Annotated in this window: 13 protein-coding genes and 1 tRNA gene; 7 read left to right on the forward strand and 7 right to left on the reverse strand. The window is 51.1% G+C overall.

The features are described 5' to 3' along the window. A partial coding sequence (locus QQK89_RS12495) for an ATP-binding protein (RefSeq protein WP_434481674.1) occupies window positions 1-1,355 on the forward strand: 1,355 nt, incomplete at its 5' end. Here QQK89_RS12495 and QQK89_RS12500 read toward each other — a convergent pair. Both QQK89_RS12500 and QQK89_RS12505 read right to left on the reverse strand, forming a co-directional pair. Beyond that, window positions 1,320-2,357: a YkvI family membrane protein gene (locus QQK89_RS12500; RefSeq protein WP_284238907.1), complete on the reverse strand. Its 1,038-nt coding sequence runs from the start codon at window positions 2,355-2,357 to the stop codon at window positions 1,320-1,322. The genes QQK89_RS12495 and QQK89_RS12500 overlap by 36 nt on opposite strands. 67 nt (window positions 2,358-2,424) lie before the next feature. Next, window positions 2,425-3,102 carry a hypothetical protein gene (locus tag QQK89_RS12505; protein WP_284238908.1) on the reverse strand — a complete coding sequence of 226 codons (678 nt, stop codon included), beginning with the start codon at window positions 3,100-3,102 and terminating at the stop codon, window positions 2,425-2,427. A gap of 208 nt (window positions 3,103-3,310) precedes the next feature. On the opposite strand from QQK89_RS12505, the gene QQK89_RS12510 reads away from it, so the two are divergent. Genes QQK89_RS12510 through QQK89_RS12520 form a run of 3 tightly spaced genes read left to right on the forward strand, consistent with a single transcriptional unit; the run spans window position 3,311 to window position 4,471 of the window. Then, window positions 3,311-3,880: a xanthine phosphoribosyltransferase gene (locus QQK89_RS12510; protein WP_284238909.1), complete on the forward strand. Its 570-nt coding sequence runs from the start codon at window positions 3,311-3,313 to the stop codon at window positions 3,878-3,880. 40 nt (window positions 3,881-3,920) lie between these two features. Further along, the gene (locus QQK89_RS12515) at window positions 3,921-4,235 is read left to right on the forward strand and encodes a hypothetical protein (RefSeq protein WP_284238910.1); all 315 of its coding nucleotides are present in this window, start codon (window positions 3,921-3,923) and stop codon (window positions 4,233-4,235) included. A 20-nt stretch (window positions 4,236-4,255) separates the two neighbouring features. After that, the gene (locus tag QQK89_RS12520; RefSeq protein WP_284238911.1) at window positions 4,256-4,471 is read left to right on the forward strand and encodes a hypothetical protein; all 216 of its coding nucleotides are present in this window, start codon (window positions 4,256-4,258) and stop codon (window positions 4,469-4,471) included. A 119-nt stretch (window positions 4,472-4,590) separates the two neighbouring features. Here QQK89_RS12520 and QQK89_RS12525 read toward each other — a convergent pair. Continuing rightward, window positions 4,591-4,677, reverse strand: a tRNA-Leu gene (locus QQK89_RS12525). Between the two features lie 178 nt (window positions 4,678-4,855). Between QQK89_RS12525 and QQK89_RS12530 the strand changes: the two genes are divergently transcribed. Next, complete coding sequence (locus QQK89_RS12530) at window positions 4,856-5,635, forward strand: divergent polysaccharide deacetylase family protein (RefSeq protein WP_434481685.1); 780 nt, start codon at window positions 4,856-4,858, stop codon at window positions 5,633-5,635. On the opposite strand, the gene QQK89_RS12535 is transcribed toward QQK89_RS12530, so the two are convergent. Beyond that, window positions 5,600-6,310, reverse strand: coding sequence for an N-acetylmuramoyl-L-alanine amidase family protein (locus QQK89_RS12535; protein WP_284239194.1), 711 nt, complete (start codon window positions 6,308-6,310; stop codon window positions 5,600-5,602). The genes QQK89_RS12530 and QQK89_RS12535 overlap by 36 nt on opposite strands. Window positions 6,311-6,462: 152 nt before the next feature. On the opposite strand from QQK89_RS12535, the gene QQK89_RS12540 reads away from it, so the two are divergent. After that, complete coding sequence (locus QQK89_RS12540; RefSeq protein ID WP_284238912.1) at window positions 6,463-6,651, forward strand: YqzE family protein; 189 nt, start codon at window positions 6,463-6,465, stop codon at window positions 6,649-6,651. Here the strand turns inward: QQK89_RS12540 and QQK89_RS12545 are convergent. The 3 genes from QQK89_RS12545 to QQK89_RS12555 all read right to left on the reverse strand — a co-directional run bounded on the left by QQK89_RS12545 (window position 6,648) and on the right by QQK89_RS12555 (window position 10,430). Continuing rightward, window positions 6,648-7,541, reverse strand: a complete 894-nt coding sequence (locus tag QQK89_RS12545) for a hypothetical protein (protein WP_284238913.1) — start codon at window positions 7,539-7,541, stop codon at window positions 6,648-6,650. The two genes, QQK89_RS12540 and QQK89_RS12545, sit on opposite strands and share 4 nt — an antisense overlap. A gap of 154 nt (window positions 7,542-7,695) precedes the next feature. Then, window positions 7,696-8,628, reverse strand: a complete 933-nt coding sequence (locus tag QQK89_RS12550) for a YqhG family protein (RefSeq protein WP_284238914.1) — start codon at window positions 8,626-8,628, stop codon at window positions 7,696-7,698. Further along, window positions 8,625-10,430, reverse strand: coding sequence for a DEAD/DEAH box helicase (locus QQK89_RS12555; RefSeq protein ID WP_284239195.1), 1,806 nt, complete (start codon window positions 10,428-10,430; stop codon window positions 8,625-8,627). Before QQK89_RS12555 ends, QQK89_RS12550 begins: the two co-directional genes overlap by 4 nt. Before the next feature lie 332 nt (window positions 10,431-10,762). Here QQK89_RS12555 and QQK89_RS12560 point away from each other — a divergent pair, with 332 nt between their 5' ends. After that, window positions 10,763-13,363, forward strand: coding sequence for an adenosylcobalamin-dependent ribonucleoside-diphosphate reductase (locus QQK89_RS12560; RefSeq protein WP_284238915.1), 2,601 nt, complete (start codon window positions 10,763-10,765; stop codon window positions 13,361-13,363). Window positions 13,364-13,413: the final 50 nt, after the last annotated feature.

Here is a 13,413-nt window from a genome sequence, read left to right on the forward strand (position 1 = left end):
GCGCCGAGCTGGCGCGCCGGCATGCGCGGCTGCGCGCTGCCGCCGGCGAGCGCCGCGAGGCTGCTGCCGCCGCGGCGGAAGAGCATGCAGCCGCCGCCCGGCAATGGCGCGGCTGGCTGGAAGCGCTGGCGCTGCCGGACATGTCGCCGGACGCCGCGCTTGAAGTGCTCGATCTCGCCGAGCAAGCTTTGCTCCGGCTCCACGAGCGAGACCGCCGCGCGGCGAAGCAGGCCGCGGCGGAAACCAAACTCGCCGCGTTCGAAGCGCGCGCGGCGGAGTTATGCGCCGCTATGCCTGACGCGGCGCATCGCTTCCCTGCGGAGCCGATGCTTGCGCTTAGGCTCCTGCAGGCGGAGCTGCGCCGGCAAGCCGCGGCGCAGGAAGAAGCCGCTCGTCTGGATGAGCGGCTTCAAGCGTTGCAAATCGCAATAGCGGCGGAGCAAGACAAGCTGCAGCAACTTGCGTCTGCCATTCGTCAGCTCATGGATGAAGCGGCATTTGACAGCGAAGCGGAATATGCCTCGGTACTCGTCCATCGCGCACGCCTTGCGGCAATCGATCATGAGCGGGACAAGCTGCATATCGAGATCACCGCAGGCATGTCCGAAGAGCGGACGGCCGAATTGGAACAGCTGCTTGCTAGCCATGACGAAGACGAGATTAAGCTTTTGTGCGAAGAGCTTCAGAATAATACCCGCCAATTAGAACAGAAGAGAGCAGAGCTGCTTGACCAACGCGGCAGATTGCGCCAGCAGCTGGACCATCTGATGCAGGAGGAGAACCATCGGCAGCTGCTCGCGGCCAAAGAAATGTCCATTGCGCAGCTTGCGCAAGACGCCAATCGGTATGCGGTTCTTTCCGTCAGCATTTCATTGATCCGCGCAACGAAACGGATTTATGAAGAAGAGAGGCAGCCTGCCTTGCTGAAGCTGGCCAGCGAATACGTTCGCAGGCTTACGGATGGGATGTATATCCGGGTGCTTACTACGCCGGAACAACCTTCCATCCGGCTCGAGACGGCAGACAACCGTCTGGTTGATTCCGTCCTGTTAAGCCGGGGGACCGCTGAATTGGTTTATCTGGCGATGCGGCTGGCGCTTGCGGCAGAACGAGCAGCAGCAGCGGGTATGCCGCTGCTGCTGGATGATCTATTTGTGAACTTCGACCGTCAAAGGTTGCAGGCTGCAGCCAAGTTGCTTGGCGAGTTGTCCTTAACGCGGCAACTCGTATTGTTCACCTGTCACGAGCATATCTCTGAAGAAATACAACGCCATATCCCGCAAACACTTCAAATCCGGTTGCCGAAGAGAAGCCGCAAGCTAGTGAGCCATTCTTCGCCGGATGATCAGAAATAACCAGCCGAAGCTGATGAGGCCAAAGATCGGATACAACGTGGACAGCAAGGTTCCAAAACCGATCTGGCTGGCGATATAACAGAAGACAAGAACGCCAAGCGTGAGCAAAGAGCGCGACCACTTCAGCCGTTCCTGCAGTTGCAACGTGAGGCCGTAAATGTCGGCAATAAGCGTCGTGAAGATCTCGGCGAAGATGAGAAAGATGTAAATATATTGAACGACGCTGCCTAGCTGCTTCGCAATGCCGCCCATCGGAATGGCGTATTGCTGAATGCCGGGCATATGGACAGATAACGCAATATGTCCGGCGAGCAGCATGAACCCGATTCCGACTCCCCCTATCCAGGAACCAAGCTTAATCGTTGCGCGATCTTTGATCTCGGCTCCGAGCGGAACGAGTACGGCCTGGGCCATCGACAGATTAAACGCCGTGTACAGAAACGGTGAAGCCCAAGCGGCAAATACCGAATGATCGGACGAAATCGTCAGGAATCGGCCGGATTCGGGCGTTTGGAACGTATCCACCATGATGAACACCGTGAACAGCAGCATAATCGGTACAACAATCGCGTTAACCGTCAGAATCGCTTTCATGCCCTTGCGTAGTAGGAAATAGCAGGCAGCGACGGTGATAATTAATCCGGACTGATAGGAAATGTTCCAATTCTCGTAGAAAATGGTGCCAGCCCCGGCGAGCATAACAGCCGTAACGCCAAGCAGGACGACCAGCATGAAATGGCTGATCCACTTGCCGTATCTGTCGCCAAACAGCGCAATATTCAAATCTTCGTATGATTTTGCCCCGATGTCGCTCGCAATGAGCATCATCTTGCCGCCGAGCCATATAAAAAGCGCCGTTGCGACTGCGATCGTCAGAGTACCCCAATAGCCAAACCGGGTGAAAAACTGCAGGATCTCTTGTCCAGTCGCAAAACCAGCGCCAACTATGGTCCCGATATAGGTAGATGCAATTTGCAGAACTTTCCCCGTACGCTTTAGCATGGCCTGTCCTCCCGAAATAACCTTCTATATAAAAGGTATGTCCAAAGAGGGAAGGGCATGACTGCAACTAGGTTTCCGCTAATAATTTAATGGATACGATTTGATCATGCTCGGGATCCAGATCAAACTTCAGCAAGGAGTTGTTGCCTTGGTACGAGATGATGTAGCTGTTCTGTGAAGTAGGTTTGCCGAGCGCTTTAACAACCTTATCCGTTTTGTCCTCGACCCCAAGACCGCTAAGCCCGGTAGTGATGGATCTGTCGTACACTTCAATATATTGAATCGTTTTCTTCGCGTTCATGCCAATGGCGAAACCTTTATATTCATGAACCTCAATCTTTTCCGACTCATCCTGAAGACTGTAGATGTCATCGGCATTGCCAAATCGCTCCGATACCTTGGTTAAGGAGTCTCCGATTTTTAACCCCATCATTACCGGGTTTGCGGCATCCCATTTACCAGCGGGATTGGCATTAGATTTGGTGCCGGACGACTCTGCGCTGGTGTCTCCGCCGCTTGGATTGGAGCTGATCGCATTTGGACCATCCCCGTATTTCTTCCCCTGCAAATAAGTTTTCTGGGGAGTGTCGCCGGTTCCATACGGATTCGTTTGTTTGCCGGATGATTCATAGCTTGTTTCGGCGCTGGGGATCCCTTCATTCGTACAGCCAGCTGTAGCTAGAAGTGTAAAAGCCAGGAGTATGGATCCTCTTGCAACATTGTATTTCCGCGATTTGTTGTTCATGCGAATGCGCTCCTTCTCGGCCGCTCTTGCCTGCGTGCTCCTATCTTTATAAACGCCTAAAACTGGAAAAAGTTTCTTCAATATATACCCCGTTACGCAAAATATCGAAACGTCTCACACCGTGAAAATTTATGTAAATCCCGGGTTGCGTTGTTCGCCTATCCTATGGTAAGTTATCGAAAAGAGATTTTGGTGGAGGGAATTGACGATGGATATTTTAAAAGAAAGAATTTTGGAGCAAGCATCGGTGCTGTCAAGTGACGTGCTGCGGCTTGATTCCATACTAAACCACCAGGTCGATCCTGCTCTTACAATGGAAATGGGACATGAATTCGCTAAACGGTTTGCAGACGAGAAGATTACGAAAGTGTTAACGATTGAATCCTCAGGTATTCCCGTTGCTTTCGCAGTTGCTTATGTATTAGGCGTACCGCTTGTATTCGCACGTCGCAAGAAAACGTTGATTGCGGATCCGGAAGCTTACTTTGAACGCGTACCTTCCTTCACGAAGGGGATGGTGACCGACATCATGGTATCGAAGCAATTCTTGACGAGCGAGGATAAGGTGCTCTTCATCGACGATATTATTGCGAACGGAGATGCAGCCCGCGGACTTATAAAAATTATCGAAAGATCCGGTGCGCATCTGGTTGGGATGGGTATTGTATTAGAGAAATCGTTCCAAGCCGGATCGAGAACGCTTCGCGAGCAAGGGGTTCGGGTAGAGTCGCTAGTAAATGTTACTTCTTTGAATGATGGGCAAATCCAGTTCGACTAAGTTATAATGAGAGTGAAGGAACCGAGGGGAGGCAGCGGCAATGATAACTTCTGAATTTTTGACTGGTAAATTAGGTGACGCGAAAGTTCATTTCGAACGCGCGCTGGATTGCAAGCATACGGAATTTGATGATTTGTATCCTTATATGATTGAACATCCGCAATTTTTCTGGTACAAGCGTTACGTCGCATGGTCGGAGCTTCTGACCATTGTCAAACTTTGCGACGAGCTCGGCGAAGAATGGAAAAGCCAATTCACGGAACGTCAGGCAGAATATATCGCCAAACGCGTCATGTCCTCAAGAGTGCTCGACGAATGGTATGAAACCAATGATTCCAAGGAGCATGTCGGTTAATTGGTTCGGAGGTAAGAACGGTGATTAGTGAAGAACAATTAGATCAGTTCCGCGTGAGCGGCGACCGGATCCGTGTCGTTCGTGACGAAATGGAAGTTAACGATGTCATTGGAATTGTTGTCGCATGGGATGAGTCGACCGTCGTGATCAGGCGTCACAACAGACGGGTCGTCAAGCTAAGCCGTGATTACCGCTTTGAGCTGGCCTCAAGCGAACGCGGCACAACACTTCAATAACAACGAAAAGCAGGAAGCTCTGGTTGACAGAGTTTCCTGCTTTTTTAGTTTCGCCTTATTGCAACAAAAAAAAGGTTCCGGCCGTCAACTAAACGGGCCAAAACCTTGTTTGTTATGTATGGTGCGGTCGAGAGGACTCGAACCTCCACGGCTGTTACACCACTAGAACCTGAATCTAGCGCGTCTGCCAATTCCGCCACGACCGCAAATGTTGTTACCAACGAAGCTTATAATAGCATTATTTTGCAGAATGAGTCAAGCATTTTGTTAAGCTTAAATAAAATTTTCAGCATATTTTACCTCCGTTGGACAAACAATGAAGGAGATAAATAGGAAGGAGTGTAGCGCGTGAACAAAGCTAGCAGAACAGCCTTGATCGGATTGATGTCTCTTGTAATGTTATTGCCACTAAGCACGGGGCGGGCGAACGCCGCGGATGAAACAAGCCAAGCTGCCCGGCAGTTTGCCATTGTCATCGACGATTTCGGCAACGGCATGAACGGCACGGAAGAAATATTGAAGTTGCCCGTCAAAATTACGGTAGCGGTAATGCCCTTTATGCCAACGACCAAACAAGACGCGGAAGAAGCGCATCGCCTCGGTCATGACGTCATTGTACATATGCCTATGGAGCCGAACCAAGGACGCAAGGAGTGGCTTGGTCCCGGAGCTATTACGGCGGACCTTAGCGATGCCGAGATTCGCAAGCGCGTAGAGGAAGCAATCGATAATGTTCCGTATGCGGTTGGCATGAATAATCATATGGGCTCCAAGATTACGGCCAATGAACGGATCATGCGGATTGTGGTAGCCGTATGCAAAGAGCGGGGGTTATTTTTCCTCGACAGCCGTACGACGTTCAAGACGGTAGTGCCGAAAGTAACGGAGGAGCTTGGCGTGCCGGCTCTTGGCAATAATGTCTTTCTGGACGATGTATATACGGAGCAGCATGTTGCCAAACAAATGACCATAGCGAAAAAATATTTAGAAGATCACGATACTTGTATCGTCATTGGCCATGTAGGACCGCCGGGCAAAAAAACAGCAGCCGTCCTCCTAGCATCGATTCCATCCATGCAGTCGAACGGCCATGTGCAATTCGTCAAGCTGTCCAATCTTGTCCCTTCTTTATCGGGTGATCCATTTATATTGCCGAATCCCTAAGGCAATCGCATTAGCGACGCGAAGCTGTTCACGAGGATTAGTGAGCATCGTTCGGTCGCCTTCATGACTGATAAATCCCATTTCGACAATAACGGCAGGCTGATCTACCTTGCGCAGCAAGTAGAAAGGCTTGCCTTCTCGCGGATAAAACGCGGTTTGTTGCTGTCTGTTTAATGTATCCTGAATGCAAAAAGCGAGAAGGGCACTTTCGCCCGATGACTGGTGTAGAACAAGCGGACCAAATTTGGACGAGTTTTTTGTCCAGTTCACATGCAAACTGACCAGCATGGTTGTTTCGATTTCATCCGTTAGCTGGCGGCGTTGCGACAAATCCCTTTTGTGTCGGGATCTGCTAATATGCCATCTGTTGTCGTCGCTTAGCGCATAATCGCCGTTGCGGTTCAGTACCGCCGGAATGCCTTGACTGTTCAGAAGCAGGTACAATTTTTGGGCAACGGCCAAATTAATGTCTTTTTCGAGCGTTGAACCGGACGTTGCTCCGCCATCGATCCCTCCATGCCCGGCATCAATTAAGACAACTGCCGAGGGCATTGTCCAGCTGTCTTCGGGTGCATGGGTAAGTTGACCGTGTTCCGCTTCGGGAGCCGCCGCGTCCAGCTGTGTTCCGAAGCTAAGAAAACCGGCCAATAGAAGGGCGGCGGCTCGCATGATCATGTACAATTTCAATTCCTCCTTCATTATGCCAAGGCGCCGTTATAAAGCAGCTACCGATAGCGTGGCTTAATGAAGGAAAACTCATGCATGTTTATGTTCTGGACATTCCGGGCAAACTTCTAGTAACAAATAATCGCATGGGGTGATCGAAGATGGCAAATGGACATGATCTGATTAAGTATATGACCGTGGAATTTGTGAACTATATCGATACGCCAAAGGATGAACGCAAAGCAGCAAAAGCGACAGCCAAAGCTGCAAAAGAGCATTGGCTGTCGCGTTGGTTCGGTTTTGGCGGGGCCAGCGTGTTGATGTGGATTAAGGGACGTACGAACCGTTAGCGATAAAAGGAACCGAGCTCGGCGAGAAGCTTAAGGGGAATATACCTTGTGCTGGTGCCGAGCTCGTCTGTTTCCAGCGCGGCAAAAACGGTTCCGTCCGTTCCCCAACGATGATAACCGGTGACCGACCATACGTATAACATTTCCTTATTGAATCGCTCTGCCGTATATCGGAGCGGCTCTTTCGAACTTAATGCTTTGAGCACAATTCCGATATTCTCTGCATCGGCTGCAATGGGCTTGTCCGTCAGCCAAGGCATTTTGCTATATGGATCAAACGAACGGCTTTTGACGGCACGGTCGATCATCGCTTCTCCGCCGCTTAGCGCGTATTTGGTCGCCAGCTCTTTCTCGTCTGCCGCGAGGTTGTCCCAAAGGTCTTGCTGAACAGGCAGCCATTCTCCGCTCATGCCGTCGAGGAACGTATCTTCCGCTGCCGAGTGAATATCCCAAACCGCTAGCAGCGGATGGATATATAAGGCTTTGTTGGAATCCGAAGAAGATGGAAGTTCAAGCTGCGCCAGCGATTGATGCAGCGTCGTCTGATCGAATAAGTATTCCCCCGTACCATATTCCCCAAGCACCAATCCGCCATTTTCTTTCGCATGAATAACCAGATAACCTATGGATTGTTCCTGTTGTTTCACAATCGCAATCCAGCTATGCGTACCAGGGCCTAGAGGGGCAACGGTAAATTCGGCCGTATTCCATGCCTTGAATTCGGGTAATTTCGCAAGTTCGTTCATCCAGCCGCGGACGGTGGACTGAAGTTCATTGTCTTGGATGACGGGAGAGGATGGAGCCGGGACTGCTTGAAGGGTAGGAACGGCTACAAGGAACGATGAGGCTATGATTGCGGCCATTGCCGCATTTCGAATCCACTTTCTCATTGTAAGTAACACCCTTTCCTGAATGCTTCTTCTGTTTTTGACATGATCCCATTATATTGGACAAGCCCGCAGAAGGCTGTTGGAACCTGTCGCGGGCGTGCCTGTATGTACGTTCTTTTTTTGCCGTTTTGCTGCGAATGCCGTCTGATTCTCCCTATTCGATGCCTTCCAGGTGGAAAATACCGCAGTTAATGGCGGAAGCCGTCACACGGGGTTCATATTGCCATCTGATTTCGGTCTGCCGCTGATTGAACTGTTCCTCGATCGCCGATTTTACTTCTTCCTCGGCTTGCTGAACCATCGGATCGTAATAATGGCGGATCCTCGCAAGTTCTTCTTCCAGCCTTGCAGTCGCGTCTTCTGCCCACGAATAGTCATATCCTTTCAACTTGCGTTCAAGCGAAGTCTCGACTAAATTTAATGCCTTGGCGAAAGACAGGCCGTTACGTGTCACATGGACGTTGGCGGGAAGGCGCGGCGTTAACTTTAGATTTTTCAGCCGGTCATAGAAATTTTCGACGACAAGTCCCGTTGCCAAGGATACGCCATAGCTATGGATTTCTTCGCGTTTCCTGTCGCAGGCGAATTCAACTCGCATATTAACGCCAAGCCACTGGGTATACGGCGTCGACTGGAAAGGCGTGTTGGATCGCCGTTCCGGCTCTTGGAACAAATTGACGTAACTCCCCGAGTTTTTGGCTGCGCCAAATAATTGCTCCAGCTTGCGCGAGCCAAAGTAAAGGTCTTCCCGATGCGTCCGGACACCGTTTGCAAGATTGTTGTTGACGAATCCGAAGGACCGGTTAAGGGCGGCATCTACCGCAGATGTGGCTGGAGCCGGCGCCAATGCCGGGGCGTTTACGTTGTCCTCGTATTTCTCCTGGTCCGTTACGAACAAATAGGTCATCGTCTCCGGTTCGGAGCCTGTTCGGTCAACAAAACTCCAATAAAATGGCCGGTTTGTCAGCTCGCGATCGGCAACGGGAGAGAGCTTAACCTTGAAATGGGCTGGCGATTTCTCCAATATGGCGCATTGGGTCGCCTCTAAATACCGCTGTACATATTTATGAACCTGCTTCGAATTCATGGCTTCACCTCGACTTTCTGACCAAGTTCCGTCATTTGCGCGAGAATGGTAGGGCCTTTTGGCGCTTCAGCCGATTCTTTCTCTTCGCGAAGCTTGGAGAAAGTTGACCCAAGTTGGTTCAATCTCTGCTCCAGATGGGCGGAGTCCCCTCCGGATTCGAGAAGCATTTTTGCAAGCTGCTGCTCGATTGAACCGGCATCGGTCTCAAACCGCTCCAGAATGTGATCAAGCTCCCCAATGACTAGCTCAAACAAATTGATTTTTTCATGCAGCAGATTTACGATATGCTCCTCAATCGTTCCCAGCGTGCACAAATTGTAGATCTTTACGTCTTCCGTCTGCCCAAGCCGGTGGACGCGGCCAATCCGCTGTTCGACTCGCATCGGATTCCATGGCAGATCGAAATTGATAATATGGTGGCAGAACTGCAGATTGATGCCTTCGCCGCCGGCTTCCGTCGCAATCAAGATTTGGGCGCGTCCGCGGAACAGATCCATCATCCAGTCCTTTTTGCCGCGGTTCATGCCTCCCCGGTAAGGGACGGCCAGAATGTTCTGCGCACGGAAGTACTGCAGCAGATATTCCTGCGAAGCCCGGTACTCGGTAAAAATAATTACCTTATCGTTAATCTGTTGAATCAGCTCCATCACTTTCTCGGCTTTGGTATTGGCTTTGATCTGCTTGATGAATTCTACCAGTTCCCAAATCTTCGCGCGGATCGGGGAATCCTCGGACGTTTTCTTGAACAGATTAACGAGCGTTATGAATACCGCATCCCGGCTGCTGCATACTTCGCGCTGCAGCGTAACAAGGGGCAGCATGCTCATCATGTCAACGCCGTCTTCCTTGTAGCGGTCTCTAACGAAGGCGGTAACGGCATCATAGAGCGCTTGTTCCTCGGCAGACAGCTCCAGCGGGATGTTCTTCACGACGCGTTTCGTAAAGGAGATGCCGCCGTCGCCCCGCCGGTTGCGGATCATGACGGTGGATAAGGCATCCTGCAGCTGATCTTCGTTTTTCGGCAATCGCTTGTCGACGACGAAGTTAGCCGCAAACTCGCTTTGGCCGCCTAACTGGCCCGGCTTCAGAAGAGTAATAAGATTATAGAGCTCGTCCAGATCGTTCTGAATCGGCGTAGCGGTAAGGAGGAGACAATATTTTTTGCGCAGCTGAAGCGCGAATTGATAGTTGGTTGTCTTCTTATTCTTAAGCTTATGGGCCTCATCGATAATAATCATGTCATAATCCTGACCGAGAATAATGTCGCGATGCGGATCGCGCTTGGCCGTATCAATGGAAGCGACAACAACTTCATATTGCCAGGAATGTTCTTTCTTCTGGGCAACGGCAGAGATGCCAAACTTCGAATTCAGTTCTCTCACCCATTGCAAGACAAGAGAGGCAGGGACAAGAATCAAGGCACGCTTCACGAGACCGCGGACCATATATTCTTTGATGACAAGACCGGCTTCAATCGTTTTGCCCAGACCCACTTCATCCGCGAGTATGGCACGGCCGCCCATTTCATGCACAACCTTGCGCGCGGTATCAATCTGATGCGGCATCGGTTCGAAGGACGGTAGAGTCCGCATGCATAACAGCTGTTCAAAGCTGTCGATCCGTTTGGCATGCTCGGCTTCGACCGACAGCTGATAGAGCGTCCAGTCATCCCAAGGTCCGTTCTTTGAGGATCGGTTTTGCAGTTCCTCGAACCAGCTTCGGTCGCATTGCAGATCGACAAGCGGATGCAGCTTGCGTCTTGCAATAGAAGCGTCGGTGGGTTCATTCGCCTGATTATTCATTGTTGAGGTCACGGCCTGGCAGCTCCTTTTGTCAAAATATAAGAAAGTCTAGGTTTCCTATTTGAGCGTGGATTGGCGAATAGAGATAATTGTCCTCAGTATGTCCTTTTTCATCAAAACTTAGTAAATAACGAGTAAATTTAACGATAAGACAAGCAATAGTAAGAGAATCGCCAATGAAAGCGCAGAATACCCGCGAAATAGGTGAAAACAGGTGTGGAGACCGATATGTAGTATAGTATAATATACAGTACACACAATATATGGTGCCCGATTCATACGATAAGAGGTGTGTATGCGAGATGAGGGACATGGGAGGAAGGACCAATCGGATGGCGATAACGCACAAATTGGAAGGCCTTAGCGAAAAAATATTTTTGGACCGCTATGCTTGGAAAAACGCGGACACAAGCAAGACCGCAGTAGGGGACGTAGTACTGGTCCTTACGAAAGATGACCCGAAATTCCCGGCCAAAGAAGTTGGGGAAGTCATTGGACGAAGCGGATCCGAAGTGACCGTGAAGCTTAGAAGCGGGGATACGGTTACGACCAGCGTGGAGAAACTCACGCTTACGATAGAGAAGACGCCGGGCGAAATGTGGGATCGCCTAGCAAGCGCAATGGCAAGTGCAGAGCAAGGCAAGGAGAATCAGCAACTCTGGACGGAGCGGTTCCGTCATGTCTTGGATGACTGGAAGCTGGTGCCTGGCGGCCGTATTGCGGCTGGCGCTGGAGCAAGCGAAGAATTGACGTTGTTCAACTGCTACGTTATTCCTTCGCCGAAGGATAGCCGGGGCGGCATAATGACGACCTTGTCGGAAATGACCGAGATTATGGCCCGCGGAGGCGGGGTTGGCATTAACCTATCTTCGCTGCGCCCGCGCCGCGCGATTGTTGCCGGCGTTAACGGTTCTTCAAGCGGGGCCGTATCTTGGGGCGGATTGTTCAGTTATACAACCGGTTTGATCGAGCAAGGCGGCAGCCGCAGAGGTGCGCTAATGCTCATGATCAACGACTGGCATCCGGATGTTCTGGATTTCATTACGGTGAAGCAAACGATGGGGCAAGTGACTAATGCGAATCTGTCGGTGTGCGTAAGCAACGCGTTCATGAAAGCCGTGAAGGAAGATCTCGAGTGGGAGCTTGTATTCCCGGATACGAAAGAAAAGGATTACGACGAGTTGTGGGACGGCGATCTGGACGCGTGGAAGAAACTCGGCAAGAAGGTTATTCCTTATAAAACGGTTCGTGCCCGCGAGATCTGGCACACCATTATCGAATCGGCATGGAAATCGGCTGAACCGGGCGTTGTATTTATGGAATACTACAACCAAATGTCGAACAGCTGGTATTTCAACCCGATTATTTGTACGAATCCTTGTGGCGAACAAGGGCTTCCGGGTTGGGGCGTTTGCAATCTTTCTGCCATTAATTTATCCAAGTTCTATGATGCAAGCAAACAGGATGTCGATTGGGAAGAGTTGTCGAAAGTTACCCAGTGGTCGGTTCGATTCTTGGATAACGTCATCGATACGACGCCATATCACTTCGAAGAAAACGAGAAGAACCAGAAGAAGGAGCGCCGCGTCGGCTTAGGCACGATGGGCCTTGCCGAGCTTATGATCAAGCTTGGCATCCGTTACGGCAGTCCGGAATCGCTTCTGTTCCTCGATAAACTATATGGATTTATTGCACGCGAAGCTTATCTCTCTTCCGCGGCGATTGCGGCGGAGAAAGGTTCTTTCGAAGCGTTCGATGCGGAGAAATTTCTGCAAAGCGGCTTCATGAAAAACATGGTTGCTGAGTTCCCAGAAGTCGGAGAAGCGGTGCTGGCGAAAGGGATTCGTAACGTTACCGTCATTACGCAAGCTCCAACAGGCAGCACGGGTACGATGGTTGGCACTTCGACGGGCATCGAGCCTTATTTCGCCTTCGAATACTTCCGCCAGAGCCGGCTTGGCTTCGACAAGCAGCTGGTGCCGATTGCGCAGGAGTGGAAAGACGCGCATCCTGGCGAGGAGCTGCCGGATTATTTTGTAACGGCCATGGATCTGTCGGCGAAGGATCATATCCGCGCGCAAGCGGCCATCCAACGCTGGGTCGACAGCTCGATCTCGAAGACGGCGAATTGTCCGGCGGACTTTACGGTTGAAGAGACTAAAGAGCTGTATGAAATGGCGTTTGATCTCGGTTGCAAAGGCGTGACGATCTACCGTGACGGCAGCCGCGACGTACAGGTATTGTCGACGAAGAAGGATGAAGACAAATCATCTGCGGCAGGCGAAGCAGCTGCGGCATCGGAAGCACCTGCTAAAGAGGAAGAGAAGCTGGCGACGTTAAATACGACGCTGAATGCAAAAGTCTCTCCGCAAGCGGAGCAGGACTTCGATAAGCAGTACAAACGCCGTCCGCAAATTCTTCGCGGTGCGACCTACAAAGTAAATACGCCATTTGGCATGGCTTATATTACGATTAACGATCTGAACGGTACGCCGGGCGAAATTTTCCTGAACGTGGGCAAAGCAGGCTCCGACGTCTTCGCCATGGCGGAAGCGCTAGGCCGCGTATGTTCCTTGTTCCTCCGTTACGGCGACCACGGCAACAAAGTGAAGCTGCTCATCAAGCATCTGAAAGGCATTGGCGGCAGCGGCGCTATCGGCTTTGGCGCGAATCGCGTAGAATCGATCGCCGACGCAGTGGCCAAAGCACTCGAAATCCATATCGAGAGCAATGAAGAACAAGCGGCTGCTTATGAGCCGGCTAATGATGCGGCTCCGGCATTGGCGGTTGCGCCAGCTCCAGCCGCGCAAGATTCGCATAAGCACGGCGAGGTCACCTCGCGCGATCTTTGCCCGTCCTGCGGATCGGCTTCGCTTCTGAATGTAGAAGGATGCAAGCAATGCAGCAATTGCGGGTATAGCAAGTGTAACTGATATAAAAAAAGCGATCATCGAGTCTTGTCTCGATTGATCGCTTTTTATTT

The sequence above is a fragment of the Paenibacillus glycanilyticus genome, assembly GCF_030161375.1.
In the GTDB taxonomy this organism is placed as follows: Bacteria; Bacillota; Bacilli; order Paenibacillales; family Paenibacillaceae; genus Pristimantibacillus; species Pristimantibacillus glycanilyticus_B.

Excerpts from the sequence above, each read along its gene's own strand:
- QQK89_RS12500 (WP_284238907.1), bottom strand. The coding sequence starts at position 2,357 with ATGCTAAAGCGTACGGGGAAAGTTCTGCAAATTGCATCTACCTATATC.
- QQK89_RS12505 (WP_284238908.1), bottom strand. The coding sequence starts at position 3,102 with ATGAACAACAAATCGCGGAAATACAATGTTGCAAGAGGATCCATACTC.
- QQK89_RS12510 (WP_284238909.1), top strand. The coding sequence starts at position 3,311 with ATGGATATTTTAAAAGAAAGAATTTTGGAGCAAGCATCGGTGCTGTCA.
- QQK89_RS12515 (WP_284238910.1), top strand. The coding sequence starts at position 3,921 with ATGATAACTTCTGAATTTTTGACTGGTAAATTAGGTGACGCGAAAGTT.
- QQK89_RS12530 (WP_434481685.1), top strand. The coding sequence starts at position 4,856 with ATGTCTCTTGTAATGTTATTGCCACTAAGCACGGGGCGGGCGAACGCC.
- QQK89_RS12535 (WP_284239194.1), bottom strand. The coding sequence starts at position 6,310 with ATGATCATGCGAGCCGCCGCCCTTCTATTGGCCGGTTTTCTTAGCTTC.
- QQK89_RS12540 (WP_284238912.1), top strand. The coding sequence starts at position 6,463 with ATGGCAAATGGACATGATCTGATTAAGTATATGACCGTGGAATTTGTG.
- QQK89_RS12545 (WP_284238913.1), bottom strand. The coding sequence starts at position 7,541 with ATGAGAAAGTGGATTCGAAATGCGGCAATGGCCGCAATCATAGCCTCA.
- QQK89_RS12550 (WP_284238914.1), bottom strand. The coding sequence starts at position 8,628 with ATGAATTCGAAGCAGGTTCATAAATATGTACAGCGGTATTTAGAGGCG.
- QQK89_RS12555 (WP_284239195.1), bottom strand. The coding sequence starts at position 10,430 with ATGAATAATCAGGCGAATGAACCCACCGACGCTTCTATTGCAAGACGC.
- QQK89_RS12560 (WP_284238915.1), top strand. The coding sequence starts at position 10,763 with ATGGCGATAACGCACAAATTGGAAGGCCTTAGCGAAAAAATATTTTTG.